Source organism: Rhodococcus sp. DMU1 (assembly GCF_012272955.1).
GTDB classification, from domain to species: Bacteria; Actinomycetota; Actinomycetes; order Mycobacteriales; family Mycobacteriaceae; genus Rhodococcus; species Rhodococcus aetherivorans.
Genome location: NZ_CP050952.1, coordinates 4,191,702 through 4,210,270, shown reverse-complemented (window position 1 = coordinate 4,210,270; position 18,569 = coordinate 4,191,702). Strand labels below are relative to the sequence as shown.

Genomic DNA, 18,569 nt, shown 5'->3' with positions numbered 1-18,569 from the left:
GCGCAGCGGCCTATCGGCTCGCTCGCTTGGTGGCGTCGGCCCACGACTCCACCGCCGCGTACCCGTCGCCCACACCCTGGGTGAATGCGACCAGCGCCCCGTACATCCGGGAGCCCTCCACGGCCAGTTCCGTCCTCGCCACCCAGTCCGCGGCGCGGGCCATGACGTGGGCCGAGATGTCGGCACCGTCCTGGGTGCCGCGCGAGGCGTGCAGGAACGACTCGTCGGCGATCTGAAAGGTCTGCACCACGGCGCGCCAGTAGTACTCCGCATCCATCGCCGCGCGGACCTCGTAGTAGTCCGTGGCGTTCTGCCGCGCCACCGACTCCTGCAGCGTCGCCGCCGCCTCGGAGATGCTGCGCAGCGGAACGTACACAGGGTCCTCGGACGCCCCCCGCGTGGTTCGTCTACCCGTCACCGGCACGATGCTTTCAGACAATGGCACCCCCTCGATGGTCCACAAGATCATCGCACGCGCAAGTGCCGGCACGGGTCAGCAGGTGAGCGCACCGCCCGGGGACGCCGGCGCGTGCCGCCGCGGATCGAACGGCTCGAACCAGGCATCGACGGTCGCGAACAGGGCGCGCTGAGGAATCCGGAAATCGCCGAGCCGCTCCTGTTCGGGCAGCGGCCCGTCGGCGCCGAGGTCGACGCCGCCCACCACCGCGGCGAGGGTGCGGGCGGACCACAACCGGCGCGGTGCGGCGCGGAACCACTGTCCGTTCGGCACGTCGCCGGTGAGCCGGATCCGGCCGGCGCCCAGGACCGGGCCGGCGACGCGCGCCACGGCGGCCAGGACCGCGGGGTTGTGCCGCGCCCCACCCGGCAGCAGCCGGCCGGCCAGGGTCGCCAGGGTGGTGGCCGGCGACGAGGACACCCGCACGTCCCAGACGACGTCGTCGCCCGCCGTGATGTGCAACCGGGACGGGCCGGTCCACTCGGCAGCGACGTCGGTGCGCACCGTCCGGGTGAGGGCGGCGCCGAGGTAGCGGGCGCATCCGTGCTCCGGCGCGGCATCGCTGTAGACGGTCCAGTGGCCCTGCGGGTCGCGGTGCCAGACCGCGGTGAAGGCGGGGCCCACCGACCCGGCGGTGAACCGGCGCAGCGCCAGACAGTGCCCGCTGGCGAACGGCGCCCCGATCACGGCATACCCGGTGAACCGCTCGCCGGCGACCTGGGGCAGGGCGCGGGGCTCCTCGGCGGCTTCCTGCGGTGTGGTCTTCATCTCGTCCTCCCTCGGCGTACGAATACGGTCCTCCCGATCGTGCGCCGCGTCGTGACCGGAAGCATGGGGCCGATGCCTCATCTTCGGCATCCGTCCGGCCGGGCGCCCCGGCTCAGGCGGCGGAGGACAATGGGGCCGTGCAGCGCAGGAGCGAGTCGTCTCCGGGCCCGCGGGACGGGCCGCGGCGCGCCGAGCTGCTCGCGGCGCTGTCCCTGGCGATCGACCTGGGCCTGGGGCAGCCGATGGAGCACATGCTGCGGTCCGCCGTGCTGGCCGGACGGATCGCCGAGCGCATGGGCCTGGACGCACGGCAGCAGGCCGTCGTCTACTACGCGAACCTCGTCGCCTGGATCGGTTGCCACGCGGACTCGCACGAGTTGGCGCAGCTGTTCGGCGACGACATCGCACTCCGCGCCGATACCTACGGGGTCGACATGAGGGGGCTGCCGTTCCTGCGGATGCTGACCAGCCACGTCGGGCGCGGGCTCGAAGGCGCGCGTCGCGGGGTCGAGGTCGTCGCGTTCCTGCTGACCGCCCGCCGTCGCATGGCCGAGCTGATCGGTTCGCACTGCGCCTCGGCGGGGACGCTGTCCGACCGGGTCGGGCTCGACCGGCAGGTCGGCGCGGCCCTGGCCTACGCGTTCGAACGGTGGGACGGCGCCGGGCTGCCCGCGGGTGTGCGCGGCGACGACATCCCCCTCGAGATGCACATCGTGCACCTCGCGGAGGTCTCCGAGGTCCATCTGCGGGCCGGCGGACCGGGGCGGGCCGTCGAGGTCGCGCGGGCGCGCAGCGGGACCCAGTTCTGTCCGCGGGTGGCGCGGGTGTTCCAGGAGGCCGCGGGCGAACTCACCGACGGTCTGCTCGAGCAGGACGCGTGGGCGGCGGCGCTGGATCGGGCGCCCGACCGTGCGCGCGTCCTCGCCGGCGACGAACTCGACACGCTGCTTCGTGCGATGGCAGACTTCGTCGACCTGAAAGTTCCCTGCCTGCTCGGGCATTCGCGGGCGGTGGCCGAGCTGACCGCGGCCGCGGGCCGCCTGCGCGGCCTGCCGGCGACGGACGTCGAGGTGCTCTACCGGGCCGGGCTCGTGCACGGTCTCGGCCGGATGGGGGTGTCCAACCGGATCTGGGAGAAGCCCGGTCCGCTCACCGGTGCCGAATGGGAGCGGGTCCGGCTGTACCCCTACCTGACCGGGCGGATCCTCAGCCGCGTCACCGGCATGGAGGACGTCGTCGCCGTCGCAACCACGCACCGCGAACGCCTCGACGGCTCCGGGTATCCCAACGGCGTGCGCGGACGCGACCTGAGTGTCGCCGATCGCCTCCTCGCCGCGGCGGAGACGTACCAGCGCTTCGGGGAACCCCGGCCGCATCGCGGTGCGCTCACCCCCGAACACGCGGCGGGCCGCCTGCGGCAGGAGGCCCACCGCGGGCGCCTCGACGCCGAGGCGGTCGAGGCGGTGCTGACGGCGGCCGGGCACCGGCGGGTGCGGCGCGCGCCATGGCCGGCCGGGCTGACCGCCCGCGAGGTGGAGGTGCTGCGGCTCGTCGCCCGGGGCCGGTCCAACCGGCAGATCGCCGACGAGCTGTGCATCGCGGAGAAGACGGCCCGCAACCACGTCGAGCGCGTCTACGCCAAGCTCGGGGTGGACAACCGCACGCGGGCCGGCCTGGCCGCCGTCGATCTCGGGCTGGCCTGGTGACCCGCCGGCCCGCGGTGGGGCGACGGGAGCACCGCACCGCGGCCGGACCGGTCGTCATCGAACCCGGTTCGCTCGTCGAGGTTTTCCCGGCCGGCCCGTAGCCTCTGCGCACGGTTCAGCGGGTCGGGCGGGCCGGTACGCGCCGTTCACCCGGTAACTCGGTCACCAACACCGGCAGGTGGGTTGGTGGACGCCACTGCTTGTGATGATCCGCCACCCCGTCGGATTGCCTGATGTGGTGCTGCAGCAACGGTTTTCGAGTCTGGCGCGGAGACGAGTCGACGCACTGATCATCGTCGGCGATCTACCGGTCGGGGATCCGCAGGCAGGGCACGGCTGGACGGTATTGGGGCCGGCTCCGGGCCGGCCCCAATACCGTCGAGGACAGGCGAATGGATCAACTCGCATTTCCGCCGCCCTGTGCTACCACTCGGAGGGTTTCCGGCGGCAGCGGTTTCATGGTGCAGTGCTCACTTCGCAGAAGGTTCGGCCTCGTAGGTGACCCAGCTCGTTCGCGTGGCGAGGGTGTTGTAGAGCGCTTGGGCTTGGTGGTTGTCTTCGGCGGTCACCCACTGCACCACGGCGCGACCCTCGGCGGTGGCCATCTCGGTGAGACGGCCGATCAGTGCACGTCCGACGCCCCGGCCTCGGGCTGCGGGGTCGGTGAACAGGTCGTCGAGGAAGAGGCCGGTGGTGCCGGTGTAGGGCGAGGAGAACCGGCGATGGTGTGCAAACCCGAGGATCTCGCCGTCCGCTTCCGCAACGAGAGCCTTGCATTCGTGTCGGGGATCCATGAACCATCCCCATGCGCGGGAGACGATGTCCTCGGACTCGGGCAGCTTGTAGAACTCGCGGTACTCGCGGAAGAGGACACGCCAGCGGCACTCGTCGGCAGGGGCGAGCGGCCGGATCGTCGGAATGGTGGTCGTTGCCATGGGTGGCTCCTATCGGTGGTTGAAGGTCTCGGCAGAGCGGTACTGCCAGGTACTGTCCGAGCGTTCTCCGCCCGCGAGGATCGAATATTCGATGCGGGATGCGGCGCGCTCAGGCTTCGGTCACGTCATCACTGCGTTCTCCTTTCTTTCCTTGCCTGTTCGGGTTCCCGGCTGGCGTGGGGCCAGCAGGAGGTACACGGCGCTGCCCGCGACGAGGCCCCAGAACGCGGCACCGACGCTGAAGAACACGACGCCCGACATGGTGACCGCGAGCGTGGTCAGGGCCGCGATCCCGGTGCGGGTATCGCCGCCCATTGCCCCCTTCAGTGCGGTGAGGGCAGAGCCCAGCAGGGCGACGGCAGCAAGAACCGAAACCGTTTCGCTCGGGATCGCCTGGAACCCGGCCACGAGCACGCCCCCGAACGAGCCGACGAGCAGATAGGTGAGGCCGCCCGAGAGGCCCGCGATGTAACGCTGTGCGCGATCCGGATGCGACTCGGGGCCGAGCGCGATCGCCGCCGTGATCGCGCCGAGGTTGATGCCGTGACAGCCGAAGGGCGCGAGGATCGCCGAGACCGTCGAGATGGCACCGACGAGCAGGCGGTCGTTCGGCTCGTACCCCTGCGAGTGGAGCAGTGCGAGCCCGGGTGCGTTCTGCGAGGCCATCGTGACAATGAACAGCGGCAGCGCGATGCTCACGAGCGCGGCCGGGGTGAATGCCGGCATCGTGAACACAGGGCCGCCGAGCGCGAGCGACGGCGCGACCTCGCGGAACGACCCGGTCGCCCCGGTCGCCGCGAGCCCGGCGACGAGTCCGGCGAGCACTGCGTATCGGTTGAAGAAGCGCTTGCCGAGGAAAAAGGCGACGACGATGCTCCCCGCGATCAGCGGCGCGCTCGTGAAGGCGCCCGCTGCGGTCACGACGAAGGGCAGCAGGATCCCGGCGAGCAGAGCCTGTAGCACCGGGCCGGGCACCCTGGCGAGTAGCCGGCCGAACCAGCCCGTGTACCCGACCACTGCGGCGGCGACCGAGGCGACGAGGAACGCGCCGACGGCCTCGGTGAACGAGAAGCCGCCGAGCGAGGCGATCAGCAGCGCCGCTCCGGGCGTCGACCAAGCGACGATCACCGGGATACGGGTGAACAGGCTCAGCGCGATGCTGCACACGCCGTTGCCGATCGCGACCGCCCAGACCCACGACGCGGTCTGCGCCTCGTTCAGACCCGCTGCGCGAGTGGCTTCGAGCACGATCAGGAACGGGCCTGCGAAGTTGATGAGCGCCGAGAGGAAGCCTGCGACGACCGCGGAGACTGAGACATCCCGCAGCACAGAGGAAGCCCGGCTCATCGGTGTGCCGCCGAGACTGCCGACGTCACGCCCGCTCGATGGCGTAACAATCTTGCGGAAATTTGAGTAACGTTATTCACTAGCGTCATGTCGAATGATAACAGAGCGTCGGAAATTGCGGCACGCCTCCGCCAGCGGATCGCGACGATGCATATCGGGGAGAAACTGCCGGGTGTCCGCGAACTCTCCGGAGAGTTCGCGGCGAGTGCAGCCACCGTCTCGGCAGCTCTCTCGGAACTGAGCGCATTCGGGCTGGTCCGGGCTGAGCCCGGACGGGGAACGTTCGTGGCGGGCCGCGAACGACTACCGGAACCGGACTTCTCCTGGCAGTCTCAGGCGCTCGGCCGCGCCAGAGTAGACGCCGACCGGGCCGCTCGCCTGGGCGGCTACGGTACTCCCGACCACATCCCGCTCTCCTGGGGATACCTCGCCCCCGAACTACAGCCGAACGAGGAACTGCATCGCATCGGCTCGCGTGCGGCGAAGAGCGGTCGTGCCTGGATGATGACGCCGCCAGCGGGATCGCCGGAACTGCGGCGGATCCTCGCCTCCGAATACCGCGCCGACCCGAACGACGTGCTTGTGGTCTCCGGCGGGCAGCAGGGCCTCGTCTTCACGATGCGCACACTCGCCGAGCCGGGGTCGGCGGTCATCACCGAGAGCCCGAGCTATCCGGGCGCGATCCTCGCTGCGCAGAGCGCGGGCCTGAACCTCTCGTCGGTACCCGCCGACGCCGACGGGATCCTGGTCGACCGTCTCGCCGACGAACTCGAACGCACGCGAGCGCGAGTGGTCTACCTCCAGCCGAGCTACGCGAACCCCACCGGAGCGGTCCTCGGTGCAGAGCGCCGGAAGAAGGTGCTCGAACTCGCCGCCCGACACGGCGCGTTCATCATCGAGGACGACTGGGCCAGACACCTCGGCATCGACGGACAGGCCCCACCCCCCCTCTTCACCGAAGATCCCCACGGACACGTCGTATCGATCCTCACCCTTTCGAAGCCTGCCTCCCCAGGTCTCAGGCTCGGCGCGGTCATCGCGCGCGGCCCGGCAGGCGAACGGCTCCGGGCCTCTCGCACCGCCGACGACCTCTGCGTCGCGCCGCTGGTGCAGGAAATCGCCTGCGGTCTCCTGACCTCGAATGCGTGGCCCCGGCACCTGAAACGCCTGCGCGCAGAGCTCGCGACGCGACGCGACGCACTTGCCTCCGCGATCCACGCCACGACGCCCGGCATCCGCATCCCGTGCGTCCCGCGCGGTGGCCTTCACCTGTGGGCCAGGCTGCCCCAGGGCGCAGATACCCGCGAGATCTGCACCGCCGCGTACGCGGCCGGGGTACTCATCGGAGACGGGAGTCACTTCTTCGTGGACGAACCACCCGCACCGTTCCTGCGCTTCTCCTACGGGGCCGCAACCGAAGCCCAGATCGCCGAAGGCATCAGGCGGCTCTCCGAAATCCTCCAGCGGTGAGGTTCGGTGGTGCGAAGCAGCGTCCCGCGCCGGGAATTGCGCCCGGTTGGTTGTTGATGTGTTGTGCAGCTCGGATCGCTCAACGTGGTGGCCGGCGGATGATCGACGGTGCCGGACTCTCCGCCGCCCGCAGGTGAGATGTTCCACGGGAATCTACTGGGGGTGCCTCGGTCCTGTCTCGACGAGGGCGTTGACGAGGCCGGCGGCGGTCGCGGCATCGTCGACCACGACCAGGGTGCGTGCGCCGTCGCGCCGGTGCAGCACCAGCGCGGGGCCGCCGCGCAGGACGAACCCTCGGGCGCCGCGCAGCGGGCCCAGTACCGCCATGCGGTATCCGTAGCCCCCGAAGTGCTTCAGCGGTGCCACGTCGGTGACGGAGGCGGAGGCGATGGCACCGAGCGGGGTGTGCAGGTGCGGCCACCCGAACAGGCCCGCGACGGTGACCCCGCGGACGTCGACGGTGACGCGGATCGAGCAGGTCAGCGCGACCAGCACGGCGAGCAGCACGGCCAGGCCCAGCAGGATCCACAGGCGTGTGAGCACGCTGAGGGCGGCGACGATACCGATCGCCGCGACGAGCACGATCGTCGTGACGTTGCCGGTGGCCACCGATCGGGTCCACGCGACGAGTTCGTCTGCGCCGAGGGGAATTCGCGGTGCATCGGCGGCCGGGGGAGCGGCAGGTCCGCGCGACCACCGGGGCACCGCCGCGGCGGCAACGACCCCGAGGGCGACGCCGATGCCGAGTGCTGCGAGGAGAGACGCCCCCGGCGGCGAGGCTGCGGCGGCGTCCGCGAGTCCCCGCTGAGAGCCGGTGACCAGCACGATCAGGGCGGTCACGAAAGCGACCGTCCCCGTGACGGTCGCGGCGACCGCGCGGGTGAGGGCAGGGTCGGTGTCGGCGGCCCGGGCGAGACCGAAACCGAGGGCGGCGAACAGGACACCGAACCCGAGCAACAGTGCGATCGTCGCCGGGAGGCCGGCGAATCCGTCCGCGGTGCCGTCGAGGTTCCAATGTGTTGCGATCGGATCCGGTAGCTGCGCATGCCAGCTCCGGAGCACGAGTGCGCCCGCGGCGGCGACGGCCAGGGGTGCGGCCGTGGAGCTGAGGAGGATGCGGCCGGTGGGGCGCCGGTCGGTGCCGGGATCGTCTGTCATCGGTACTCCGTTCTGATCAGGTCGACGAGATCGTCGGCGCTCAGGCCGACGCGCTTGGCGTGCGCGACGGCCTGAGCGACGGCGGAATGCAAAGCGGCATGCCCGGTTTCGGCGCGGTCGGTGACGACCGCGCCGCGTCCGCGGCGCAGCTCCACCAGGCCTTCGTCGCGCAGTTGCTGGTACCCCCGCAACACGGTGTGGACGTTGAGGCCGAGCGATGCGGCGAGGTCGCGCGCGCCGGGGAGGCGCTCGCCCGCCCGGACCTCGCCCCGGGCCACCGCGCCGCGCACGGCCGCGGCCAGTTGCACGAACAACGGGTCCGGCGAGTTCGGGTCCAGTCTGATGAGCACGGGACAAGCATATTGTTCTATTTGAAATAGAACAAGTCGGCTAACGGCGGCATCGGGCCGGTGCGGTCACCGGCGACCCGGCGGCGACGGGGAAGACGGGTCCTGTCCCGGGATCCCGGCCGAGTCGCCGGCCTGCCAGCCCCGGTGGAGCACGTCGACGGCCTCGTGCAACAGGCCGTCGCGGTCGCCGGGGACCGACGCGGGGATCTGGTGCAGGGTGGTCAGCCGGGCGATGCCGTAGACGGTGCCCCACGTGGCAGCGCACCGCCGCAGCACCTCGGCCTCCTCGACACCCTCGGGCTGGCAGGCCGCCACGGTGTCGCGCAGCAGACGCCAGTAGTCGGCGGCCGCCTGTTGCAGGCGCGGGTGATCGGCCTTGTCGACCGTGGGCCCGTAGGCCAGGTCGTGCACGTGCGGGCGCTCCCGGACGAACCGCAGGTAGGCGTCGGTGAGCGCGTGCAGCCGGCACCGTGGATCGGATCCGGCTGCCTCGACGGCGGCGGCCGCCTCTGCCGCGGCGCCCTGCAGCCCGGTGCCCGCCACGGCCGCGAGAAACCGGCGCTTGTTCCCGAAGTGCACGTAGGGCGCCTGGTGGCTCACGTCCAGCTGCTGCGCCACCCGGCGGAGGCTGAGGCGTTCGGCCGGCTGCTCCCTCAGCAGTTCGAGCGCGGCTCGGAGCAGCCGTTCGTCGAGCGTGTCGGTCATCCGTCCACCAGCCCTTCCCGGCGTGCGCGGCTCCGCGCATTGACAGTGTCAACCTACCGCGGGACCATAGCAATTGACAGTGTCAACCCGAGTCGCACCGGAGGTGGTGGCGGTCATGACACGGATGCAGAAGATCTCGACCGAGGTGGGTCCACTCGCCGTCCGCGTGCACGGGGAGGGCCGGCCCGCGGTGCTCTGGCACAGCCTGTTCGTCGACGAAAGATCATGGAGCAGAGTCGAAGACGCGCTGGGAGTCGACCGGCGCCTCGTCGTGGTCACCGGTCCCGGGCACGGGGCGAGCGGTGACCCCGGCCGGCGCTACACCACCGGGGAATGCGCCGCGGCGGCCGTCACCGTGCTCGACGCCCTCGGTATCGACGAACCCGTCGACTGGGTCGGCAACGCCTGGGGCGGCCACGTCGGCATCGTCTTCGCGACCGACACGGCGTCGAGGTGCCGGACGCTGGTGACGCTGGGAACGCCCGTCCAGGCGCTGAACCGGGCGGAGCACGCGCGCACGCTGTTCCTCCTCGCCGCCTACAGGACGCTCGGCGCCGCCGGGTTCATCCGGTCCGGCGTGACGAACGTATTGCTCTCCGCCGCAACGAGGGAGCGCGACCCGCAGGCGGTCGCACTCGTCGAGGACTGTCTCGTCCGCGCGGACCGGGCCGCGCTGCGCAACGCCGTCGTTTCCATCTCGCTGCACCGGCCCGACCTCACCGAGCGGCTCCCACGGGTGTCGGTCCCGACCCTGTTCGTCACCGGCAGCGATCACAAGGGCTGGACGCCCGAGCAGGCACGCGCGGCGAGCCTGCTGCTACCCGACGGGTCCTGCGCCGTCGTCGACGGCGCCGCGTACCTCGTACCGCTCGAGGCGCCGGCCGAGACGACGGACCTGGTGCGGCGATTCTGGGCCGCCGCGGTACCGCGCCGTACGTGAGACGTCTTGCAGAACTTCAGAGTTCGCGTCGCATGGCCGCGCGGGGCCACCGGTCCATACCCCCGGCGGCCTCGTCGCGCCGGATCTGCCGCAGCCCCGGGCCGAGTTCGTCGTCGCGCAGGTACCGGAAGCCGAGCCGCCGGTAGTACGGCCCGTTCCACGGGACGTCGGCGAAGGTGGTCAGCGTCAGGGCGGGCAGTTCGCGGACACGCGCCCAGCCGGCGAGGTGGTCGATCAGGGCCCGGCCGAGCCCGCGGCGAGCATGGTCCGGATGCACCGACACCTGCTCGATGTGGGCGGTGCCGTCGACGACATCGGCGAGCAGGTATGCCACCGGGCGGTCGTGGCCGTCGAGGCACACCCAGGCGCGCCCGCCGGTCACATACTCGTGCAGCTCCTCGAGCGTGGGCGGCGGGTCGGCGGCGACGGCGTCCATTCCGAGGTCCGCGAACGCGCGGCCGGCCGCGCGCTCGATGTCCTGAAGAACCGGCAGCTCCGCCGCGAGTGCGGGACGGACGCGGGGCGCGTCGTCGCCGGGCAGCGCGAGGTCCTTGAAGAAGTACAGCGACGATGCGGAGTACGCGTACTTGCCGAACCGTTCGGGCAGCGGCTCGTATCCGGCGGCGGCATACATGGCGAGAGCCTCGGGCTGCTCGGTGCCGGTCTCGAGCACCATCCGACGCCGGCCCGCCTCGACGGCGGTGCGTTCGAGTTCGGCCAGGATCCGTCGGGCCACGCCCCGGCGGCGGGCGCCTTCCCGCACGTACATGCGCTTGATCTCGGCGTCGCCGTCGCGCAGTCCCGGATGCGCCGAGTCGCGGGCCCGCCAGCCACCGATCCCCGCCGGCGCACCGCCGCCGCGGGCGAGCAGGAAGACGCCGTGCGGCGGGGTGAACTCCTCCGGATGCAGCGACGTGTGGTCCGGTCCGCCGTAGCGACGGACGTACTCGAGCTGCACCTCGTCGATCAGGGACTGCACCTCGGCGTCGTCGATGGGACGCGGTTCGATCTGCACGGCCGGAGGGTACCGCGCGTTCGCGGCGCCATACTGGGAAGGTGGCTTCTGCCGCCGGAACGGACTGTGGTGATTTCGCGGCCGCCCCCTGGCTCTATCCCGGGACGGCCGCGCCGGGCAGTGGCCTGCTCCGGGAGGACGGCTATCACCGGGCACGTCCCCTGCCGGGAGCCGGCCTCGGTGCGGCACGGCTGGACGGGCGCGAGGACTCGACGCTCGACGAGGCGCTGCGCCGGGCCGGCGTCGCCGGCGTCGGCGACCGGCACCTCGTCGTCGCGGTGGGCTCGAACGCGTGCCCGGTGGTCGTGCGGCGCAAGTTCACGGCCGGAAACGTCGACACCACCGTGCCGTTCCTGCGCGCGACGGTCGTGGGCATCGCCGTCGGGCACAGCGCCCACGTCAGCGTGGCCGGCTACGTCGCGGCGACCGCGTTCCGGCGGCCGGGGACCCGCACCCCGGTGTTCGCGTCGCTGCTCGACCGAGACCAGCTCGCGTGCCTCGACGCGACGGAGCCGAACTACACGCGACGCACCGTGACCGCCGACGAGTGCCGGCTGGAGATCGACGGCGGACAGCGGCCGGCGTCCTTCGGCGTGTACGTCTCGAAGTGGGGCGCCCTCGCGCCGCCGGGGGCGCCGCCGCTGCCGCTGCAGTCCCAGGAGGCGCTGTTCGCCGCGCTCCTGCGCCACTGTGCCGGGTTCGCCGCACTCGTCGGCCGGCGCCCGCACGAGTACCGGTCCGCGATGAAAGCCCTTGCGGGTGAAGCGGACCTGCGCGCCGCCCTGCGACAGTCGTTCGCCGCGTCGGGCTGGGCCGCCCACAGCGGCTTCGACGGCTAGCGGCAGGAGCAACGACTTCCACGACAGCCGGGTCGACAACGGTGAGAACCCGGCGTTGACTGGAGAGATACACACTCCCCTGGCCATGGAGGCCGTCATGCTCATCATCTTCGGACTCGTCGTTCTGCTCGCCGCCGTGATCATCGGTGTGGCCGGGGTGTTGGGCAACACCGGCGCCGCCCATGCACTGACCGACGACAGCTTCGTCGTCTTCGGGTACCACGTCACCGGTTCGACCGGGGCACTGTTCCTCTACGGCATCGTCGTCGGTGCGATCGGAGCGGTCGGGCTGAGTCTCCTGCTCGCCGGTGCGCAGCGGACCTCGCGTCGAGGTCGGCTCGCTCGCCGCGAACTGAAAGAATCCCGCCTCGAGACCACCGCCGCGAGGCACGAGTACGACCGGTCCTCCGCACCGCAGCCCTCCGCACCGCAGCCCGGCAGCGCCGTCCCGCCGCCGCCCGGGGGCTCGCCGTCCAACTCAACCGATTGGCGCCATCCGTTCGGCAATCGATCCGGTGGGTCGACCGCCGCCCCACACTGACCGTCCTCCCCGGCCCCCGAGGCGATCGGGGGCCGACCGCCGGCACCAGCGTCGGTTCGATGCTCGGGCTGCGATGTTCGGCCGGCAGCCGGCCGTGGTCACTGCACCGGCGGTGCCGGTGCGGGCGGTGTCGGCGCCCGAAGGTGGGTGGGGGTGCTGAACCGGGCTGCGCGCCGGTGGATCCGGTGTTCGTGACCGCGCCACCGCACTGCCGGCAGATACCGCATCGGTTCGGCGTAGAACACGCGCTTGGCATACTCGATCAGCACCAGGTAGCCGATCACCAGCACGACCAGGGTGAGGAAGAACCCGATCGGCAGGGGCGTGAACCCCAGGTCCGCGCCGAGCGGGGAGACCGTGATCGCGATACCGACCGCAAGCACCCCGGCGACGGTGAGCACCAGTCCCAGGCTGGGCCGGCTGCGCAGGAACGGGACGCGGCGGGTGCGGATCGCGAACACGATCAGGGTCTGGGTGGCCAGGGATTCGACGAACCAACCGGTGTGGAACAGCTCCGGCCCGGCCGCGAACACCCCGAGCATGATCCCGAAGGTGATGAAGTCGAACAGCGAGCTGATCGGGCCGAAGAACAGCATGAACCGGCGGATGAACGCGATGTCCCAATGCGAGGGTGCGTGCAGTTGTTCCTCGTCGACGCGATCACCGGGAATCGCGAGCTGGCTGGTGTCGTAGAGCAGGTTGTTGAGCAGGATCTGGCTCGGCAGCATCGGCAGGAAATCCAGCACCGCCGAGGCCGCCGCGGCGCTGAACATGTTGCCGAAATTGCTCGACGTGCTCATCAGCACGTACTTGATCGTGTTGGTGAAGGTACGCCGCCCTTCCGTGACGCCGTCCGCCAACACTCCGAGATCCTTCTCGAGAAGCACCACATCCGCGGCGTCCTTGGCCACATCGGTGGCGGAATCGACGGAGATGCCGACGTCCGCGGTGTGCAGGGCCAGCGCGTCGTTGACGCCGTCGCCGAGAAATCCGACCGACCGGCCGTGGGTGCGCAGGGTCTCGACCAGACGCGCCTTCTGCTCCGGGGAGACCCGGGCAAAGATGGTGGCCCGCAATGCTGCCTCGCTGAACTGCGCGTCGTCGAGACCTGCGAGGTCGGAGCCGGTGAGGCTGCCGCCGGAGACGAGCCCGAGGTCGGCGCAGACCTTCTCGGCGACCTGCGGGTTGTCGCCGGTGGCCACCTTGACGGTGATGCCGAGGGCGGCGAGCCGGGTCAGCGAAGCGGTCGCGGAGGTCTTCGGCCGGTCGAGGAACACGAGGAAGCCGGTCAGGATCAGGCCGTGTTCGTCGTCGGGGACGAGCCGATCGGCGTGGCCGGGCGCGGGTTTGGAGGCCACGGCGACGACGCGGCTCCCCTGGGCGAACAGGCCGGTGAGCACGGTGTGCGCGGCGGCACCGACGTCGGCGCAGCGATCGAGCACGATCTCGGGCGCGCCCTTGACCACGATCAAGGACTCGCCGTCGGGACCGCGTACCAGCGTCGAGGACATGCGCCGCTCGTGGTCGAACGGGAGGGTGGCCAGCCGGGTGTACCCGTCCGCGACCGGGCCGGTGGGACCTGCCGCCGCCCACAGGGCGGTGTCCAGCGCGTTCGAACCGAGACGGACACCGCCGGCGGTGTCGGTGTCCGTATCGGTGGCGAGCAGGCCGTGCAACAGCGCCGCCGAGCTGGGAGCACCGGAGGGGGTCAGCGCCTCGCGGAAGCCGATCCGTCCGTCGGTGAGGGTGCCGGTCTTGTCGGTGAGGAGGATGTCGATGTCGCCGAGGTCCTCGATACACACCAGACGTTTGACCAGAACCTTGCGGCGGGCCAGGCGTCGGGAACCTTCGGCGAGGGAGGTGCTCACCACCGCCGGCAGCAGCTGCGGGGTGATGCCCACCGCGATGGCGAAGGCGAACAGCAGTGACTCGATCAGCGGACGGTGCAGCACCAGGTTGGTGACCACGATCGTCGCGGTCAGAGCGACGGCGACCTGCAGCAGCAGCACCGAGAAGCGCCGCAGCCCGATCTGGAATTCGGTCTCCGGCTCGCGTTCACCGAGCCCGACCGCGATGCGCCCGAACTCGGCGTCCGCGCCGGTGGCGACGACCACCCCCGTCCCGGTGCCGGCATGGACGACGGTGCCCATGAATGCGCACCCGGCCAGATCTGCCAGGGCCGTTCCCGGCGACACCGGGTCCACGGACTTGGCGGCCGGCTCCGATTCGCCGGTCAGGACACTCTCGTCGCATTCGAGCCCGGTCGCGCTGAGCAGGCGCAGGTCGGCGGGCACGAGCTCGCCCAGGACGAGGTGCACCACATCGCCGGGCACCAGTTCGGTGACGTCGATCGTGGCAGCGGCGCCGTCGCGCAGCACCACCACGGTGTGCCGTTGCCTCGAGTGCAGTGCGGCGCTGGCGCGTTCGGCGCGGTACTCGTTGACGAAGCCCAACCCGATGCTCGCCAGCAGGATGACCCCGATGATGACGGCGTCGTTGCGGTCGCCGAGAAAGAACGATGCGACCGCGGTCGCGGACAGCAGCAGCAGCAGCGCGCTGCGCAGTTGCCGCCCCAACACCGCCAGGGCACTCACGCCGTGGCTGCGCACCGCATTCGGTCCGGCCACCGCCAGCCGGGCGGCCGCGTCTGCGCTGCTCAGACCGGTGGACGAACTCTGCAGACGGGACAGCACGTCGGTGCTCTCACCGGCTGCGGCGTCGGCCGCGGCGATGTGCAGGACCGGGAGGCCGGTCATCCGGCCATACCGATCGATGCCGCAACTCGCCCGTGCAGTGCGACGACAACGGACATCCTGCCCCTGCTCAACCGCGCAGGCACGTCACCCGCACCGCCGCACCCTGTCCGGCACAGCATCCGCCTCGCCGCTGCCTGCATGGCCGCAAACTTAACCGGTCCCGGCTACGTTCGGAGCGGTCCGCGTACAGACGCGGGCAACCACGGGTTCGTCCCGGTCACGACCTGCCGGTCTCGTCCAGCCGCCGGCGCAGGTGCTCCCGTTCGGGTTCGGTTCCGGCCTGCTCGAGCGCCCGCCGGTAGGCGACGGCGGCCTCGTCGTCGCGGCCGAGCCGGTGCAGCAGTTCGCCGCGCGCGGTGGAATACGGGTGGTAGCCGCGCAGCCGGGGCTCGTCGGCGAGTGCGTCGAGCAGCGCCAGGCCGGCCTCGGGACCGTCGCGCATCGCCACCGCCACGGCGCGGTTCACCGCGACGACCGGCGACGGTGCCAGGGCGGACAGGACGTCGTAGAGCGCGACGATCTGCGGCCAGTCGGTGGATGCGGCGTCGGGGGCCTCGTCGTGCAGCGCCGCGATCGCGGCCTGCACTCCGTACGGACCCGGCGGGCCGCCGGTCAGCGCCACGGGCACGAGGGCGGTGCCCTCGGCGATCAGGGCGTGGTCCCACCGTGCGCGATCCTGATCCGCGAGCAGAACGATCTCGCCGTCCGGGCCGGTCCGGGCGGCGCGTCGCGCATGGATCAGCAGCATCAAAGCGAGCAGCCCGGTCACCTCCCGCTCGCCGGCCAGCAGTCGGCGCAGGATCCGGACCAGCCGGATCGACTCCTCGGCGAGGTCGAGACGTTGCAGGTCCGGCCCCGAGCTGGCTACGTATCCCTCGGTGAAGACCGAGTAGAGCACCTGTAGCACGCCCGGCAGTCGCTCCGGCAACTCGTCCGGATCCGGCACCCGGAACGGGATGCGGGCCTGCCGGATCTTCTTCTTCGCCCGTACGATCCGCTGGGCCATCGTCGCGGTCGGGACGAGAAAGGCGCGCGCCACCTCGGGTGTCTCGAGCCCGGCCAGGCATCGCAGGGTCAGTGCCACCCGGTCCTCGGCCGGCAGCGCCGGGTGGGCACAAGTGAAGAACAACTGCAGGCGTTCGTCGGGCATCTCACTGCCGGCGTCCGGGGTGCGGGAGGGGGCGGCCCGTTCCGAATCCACCTGCAGAACGGCGAGCCGGGCGGCGTACACCTGATCCCGCCGGAGCCGGTCCACGGCCTTGCGCCGCGCCGTCGTCAGCAGCCAGGCCCCCGGCTTGGCCGGTACGCCCCGGACGGGCCAGTGCACCAGCGCCGCCTCGATCGCCTCGGCGGCGACGTCCTCGGCCAGGTCGAGGTCGCCGAAGCGGTGGACGAGCGCGGCGAGCAGCCGACCGCGCTCCTCCCGGAACACCGCTTCCACGGCGGCGTCGACCCGGGCGCCGGCGCCCGGCCCGTCCGTCGCGGTCACTGCCCGAAGTCGGCGATCGGCCGCACCACCACGGATCCGCCGCCGCGCGCCCCGGGACAGCGGGCCGCCCAGTCCAGCGCGACGTCGAGGTCGGGCACGTCGACGACGTAGAAGCCCCCGAGGACCTCGCGCGTCTCGGCGAACGGCCCGTCGGTGGTGACGGCACGCGCACCGTCGGGGCCGACCCGCACGGTCGTCGCGGTGGTCAGGTCCGCGAGCGACTCCGAGGCAACGACGATTCCGGTCTCCTGGATCTGCTTGTCGTAGACCATCCACTCCTCGACGCTGCACTGGTCGCCTGCGTCGGCCGATGCGGCGTTGATCAGCAGCATGTACTTCATGGTGAGCACCTCTCGTTGGGTGAGTGTCCTGCGCGGCAGGGTTGCCGTACGACATGACGACGAACGGGACGGGGCCGGATCGACAGGGGTACCGGTTCATTGTCGACGGCGACCCCGACATCCGGTGGCACGTCGGGGCGCGGTCGCCGGATCGTCAGCCGGCATACCCCACGGTCGCGCCGGTGCGCTCCCGGGCGCGGGCCAGTCGCTGTGCCTCGGCCTCGAGTTCGTCCCGCGTTTGCACGGACAGCGGCTCGAACGGCTCGACCGACACCTCGAGCGTGTCCCGGGGCGTGGCCCTCGCCCGCCAGATCCCTCGTATCTCCCCGTCGACGAGGACGACACCGGGGCTGCCGATCGGGCGCCAGATCGCCTTCCGGCGCGCTCGCTCCGGCACCAGGAACTCCCTGTCCCGGGCCTGCAGCCACGGATCGCCGGGCGGCAGCAGGCGAGTCGCTCGCACGTCGGCGGCCCCGTCGAGGTCAGCGACCGCCGCAGCCGGCACCAGGCCCTTCCCGGCCGGGCCGTTCACCGGAACCAGATCGTCGGGCAGGACCGCGCGAATCGTTGCGATGTCGGTGCCCAGGAAGGCCGCCAGCCCGGCCGGTGTGACCGGTGCCAGCACGTCGGCGTACCGGTGCAGGGCGGCAGCGGTGCCCTCGGCGCGCTCGGGCACCGCATCGGGTCCGATCCCTGCGGGCAGGACGTCGAGGTGGGTGCTGCGGCCCTGTGGGCAGACCCGCACGCGCGCCGCGAGGCCGACCTGCTGGAACAGCGCACCGGAGATGTGTCGGGTTCTGCACGAGGGGCAGTGATAGGTGAGGTCGGCGGGAACCGCCGCGCTGACCGCCGCACTCAGCTCTCCCTTGGTCATCGGACCGGTGAGCGCGGCGCCCATGGCCTCGGCCGCCTCGGTGAATGCGCGCAGGCCGCGCTGGGCGCCCTCGCGGATCTGCCCGGTCCCGATACGTGTCGTGGCGTCGGTGTCGTTCACCGGCCAGAGGGCCGCGGCGAGAAACGCGAGATCCCCGGGCCGATGCAGGTGCGGCGCCCCGCGCCACGACCATACGAGGACGAGTGAATCATGTTCTGCCGCGGCGTCGTCCGATCGTGCGGCGAGCGCGTCGCGGGCCGATCCGTACGGGGTGTCCTGGACCCCGAGCGCAAGCACCCGATCTCGCCCGGCGGAGGTCCGGTCGAGTCCCTGGGCCGCGGCCCGGTAGCCGAGGATCCGACGTCGGCCGAGTGTCGTGACAACCACTTCCGGCCCTCCGCTCCTGTCGTCGCCGTGGTGTACCCGGACGTGCCGGTGCGGGCGCTCCCGCCAACGACGATCCCGACAACGACGATCCCGACAACGACATTGTCGGCGACCTCGGCCCGCCCGTGGTGCCGCGCGGACTACCGGCGAGTCCAGGGTCCGCCCAGAATATGTGGGCTCCGTTCCTCTGCGACAGCCCCGCTGCCTGCTCTATCGTTGTGACGGGTGACAGGGCGGGCGGTCGCCGACTCCGGGATGTGTTGCAGGGCCACGTGCCAGGCCGTCCTGGCAGGGGACCGGGACCGGAGGGTTGCGATGGTGCTGTTGTATTCGCGCACGGGCCGGTGCGGACCTCAGCGGGGCGCTCGGTGAGTTCTCGAGCACGAGCAGTTCGATACGGCGGTGGATCGACGAATCGGGCGGCCTCCGGCGATCCACGTGCGCGGCGACATCGGTACCGCCACCTCTCCGGTCTTGAACCCGGTCTTGCC

General features: G+C 71.5%; 17 protein-coding genes. 5 read left to right on the top strand and 12 right to left on the bottom strand.

The genetic code is table 11. The annotated features are described in order from the left end of the window. Positions 1-10: 10 nt before the first annotated feature. Together HFP48_RS19110 and HFP48_RS19105 are read right to left on the bottom strand one after the other, a co-directional pair. On the bottom strand, positions 11-418 hold the full coding sequence (locus HFP48_RS19110; RefSeq protein ID WP_239010578.1) for a hypothetical protein: 408 nt from the start codon (positions 416-418) through the stop codon (positions 11-13). Positions 419-493: 75 nt separating this feature from the next. Beyond that, positions 494-1,225 carry a hypothetical protein gene (locus tag HFP48_RS19105; protein ID WP_161996438.1) on the bottom strand — a complete coding sequence of 244 codons (732 nt, stop codon included), beginning with the start codon at positions 1,223-1,225 and terminating at the stop codon, positions 494-496. A gap of 137 nt (positions 1,226-1,362) precedes the next feature. Between HFP48_RS19105 and HFP48_RS19100 the strand changes: the two genes are divergently transcribed. Next, complete coding sequence (locus HFP48_RS19100; RefSeq protein ID WP_161996437.1) at positions 1,363-2,931, top strand: HD domain-containing phosphohydrolase; 1,569 nt, start codon at positions 1,363-1,365, stop codon at positions 2,929-2,931. 470 nt (positions 2,932-3,401) lie between these two features. Here HFP48_RS19100 and HFP48_RS19095 read toward each other — a convergent pair whose 3' ends face one another. Together HFP48_RS19095 and HFP48_RS19090 are read right to left on the bottom strand one after the other, a co-directional pair. After that, the gene (locus tag HFP48_RS19095; RefSeq protein ID WP_006930966.1) at positions 3,402-3,866 is read right to left on the bottom strand and encodes a GNAT family N-acetyltransferase; all 465 of its coding nucleotides are present in this window, start codon (positions 3,864-3,866) and stop codon (positions 3,402-3,404) included. Between the two features lie 120 nt (positions 3,867-3,986). After that, entirely contained in the window at positions 3,987-5,213 is a 1,227-nt protein-coding gene (locus HFP48_RS19090; protein ID WP_246872439.1) for a benzoate/H(+) symporter BenE family transporter, read from the bottom strand. A gap of 87 nt (positions 5,214-5,300) precedes the next feature. On the opposite strand from HFP48_RS19090, the gene HFP48_RS19085 reads away from it, so the two are divergent. Beyond that, positions 5,301-6,683, top strand: coding sequence for a PLP-dependent aminotransferase family protein (locus tag HFP48_RS19085; RefSeq protein ID WP_168579879.1), 1,383 nt, complete (start codon positions 5,301-5,303; stop codon positions 6,681-6,683). Positions 6,684-6,836: 153 nt separating this feature from the next. Here HFP48_RS19085 and HFP48_RS19080 read toward each other — a convergent pair whose 3' ends face one another. From HFP48_RS19080 to HFP48_RS19070, 3 genes are all read right to left on the bottom strand, one after another. Continuing rightward, complete coding sequence (locus HFP48_RS19080) at positions 6,837-7,841, bottom strand: DUF1648 domain-containing protein (protein ID WP_168579878.1); 1,005 nt, start codon at positions 7,839-7,841, stop codon at positions 6,837-6,839. Next, a complete protein-coding gene (locus HFP48_RS19075) occupies positions 7,838-8,191 on the bottom strand; it encodes a GntR family transcriptional regulator (protein WP_006930948.1) in 354 nt (117 codons plus the stop codon). The genes HFP48_RS19080 and HFP48_RS19075 overlap by 4 nt, the downstream gene beginning before the upstream one ends. 66 nt (positions 8,192-8,257) lie before the next feature. Further along, on the bottom strand, positions 8,258-8,896 hold the full coding sequence (locus HFP48_RS19070; RefSeq protein ID WP_246872437.1) for a TetR-like C-terminal domain-containing protein: 639 nt from the start codon (positions 8,894-8,896) through the stop codon (positions 8,258-8,260). A gap of 115 nt (positions 8,897-9,011) precedes the next feature. On the opposite strand from HFP48_RS19070, the gene HFP48_RS19065 reads away from it, so the two are divergent. Further along, entirely contained in the window at positions 9,012-9,836 is an 825-nt protein-coding gene (locus HFP48_RS19065) for an alpha/beta hydrolase (RefSeq protein ID WP_168579877.1), read from the top strand. A 16-nt stretch (positions 9,837-9,852) separates the two neighbouring features. Here HFP48_RS19065 and HFP48_RS19060 read toward each other — a convergent pair whose 3' ends face one another. Continuing rightward, positions 9,853-10,851 (bottom strand): GNAT family N-acetyltransferase, encoded by a 999-nt coding sequence (locus tag HFP48_RS19060; protein WP_168579876.1) that lies wholly within the window; start codon positions 10,849-10,851, stop codon positions 9,853-9,855. Between the two features lie 41 nt (positions 10,852-10,892). On the opposite strand from HFP48_RS19060, the gene HFP48_RS19055 reads away from it, so the two are divergent. Together HFP48_RS19055 and HFP48_RS19050 are read left to right on the top strand one after the other, a co-directional pair. Beyond that, complete coding sequence (locus HFP48_RS19055) at positions 10,893-11,690, top strand: hypothetical protein (RefSeq protein ID WP_168579875.1); 798 nt, start codon at positions 10,893-10,895, stop codon at positions 11,688-11,690. A 97-nt stretch (positions 11,691-11,787) separates the two neighbouring features. Beyond that, positions 11,788-12,231 carry a hypothetical protein gene (locus HFP48_RS19050; RefSeq protein WP_168579874.1) on the top strand — a complete coding sequence of 148 codons (444 nt, stop codon included), beginning with the start codon at positions 11,788-11,790 and terminating at the stop codon, positions 12,229-12,231. A 98-nt stretch (positions 12,232-12,329) separates the two neighbouring features. On the opposite strand, the gene mgtA is transcribed toward HFP48_RS19050, so the two are convergent. The 4 genes from mgtA to HFP48_RS19030 form a co-directional block, all read right to left on the bottom strand. Then, entirely contained in the window at positions 12,330-14,987 is a 2,658-nt protein-coding gene (gene mgtA, locus HFP48_RS19045; RefSeq protein WP_006930934.1) for a magnesium-translocating P-type ATPase, read from the bottom strand. Positions 14,988-15,204: 217 nt separating this feature from the next. Continuing rightward, positions 15,205-16,476 carry a DUF6596 domain-containing protein gene (locus tag HFP48_RS19040; RefSeq protein WP_168579873.1) on the bottom strand — a complete coding sequence of 424 codons (1,272 nt, stop codon included), beginning with the start codon at positions 16,474-16,476 and terminating at the stop codon, positions 15,205-15,207. After that, positions 16,473-16,817: a YciI family protein gene (locus HFP48_RS19035; protein WP_043800623.1), complete on the bottom strand. Its 345-nt coding sequence runs from the start codon at positions 16,815-16,817 to the stop codon at positions 16,473-16,475. The genes HFP48_RS19040 and HFP48_RS19035 overlap by 4 nt, the downstream gene beginning before the upstream one ends. A gap of 154 nt (positions 16,818-16,971) precedes the next feature. Further along, positions 16,972-18,078, bottom strand: a complete 1,107-nt coding sequence (locus HFP48_RS19030) for a crosslink repair DNA glycosylase YcaQ family protein (protein WP_168579872.1) — start codon at positions 18,076-18,078, stop codon at positions 16,972-16,974. Positions 18,079-18,569 lie beyond the last annotated feature (491 nt).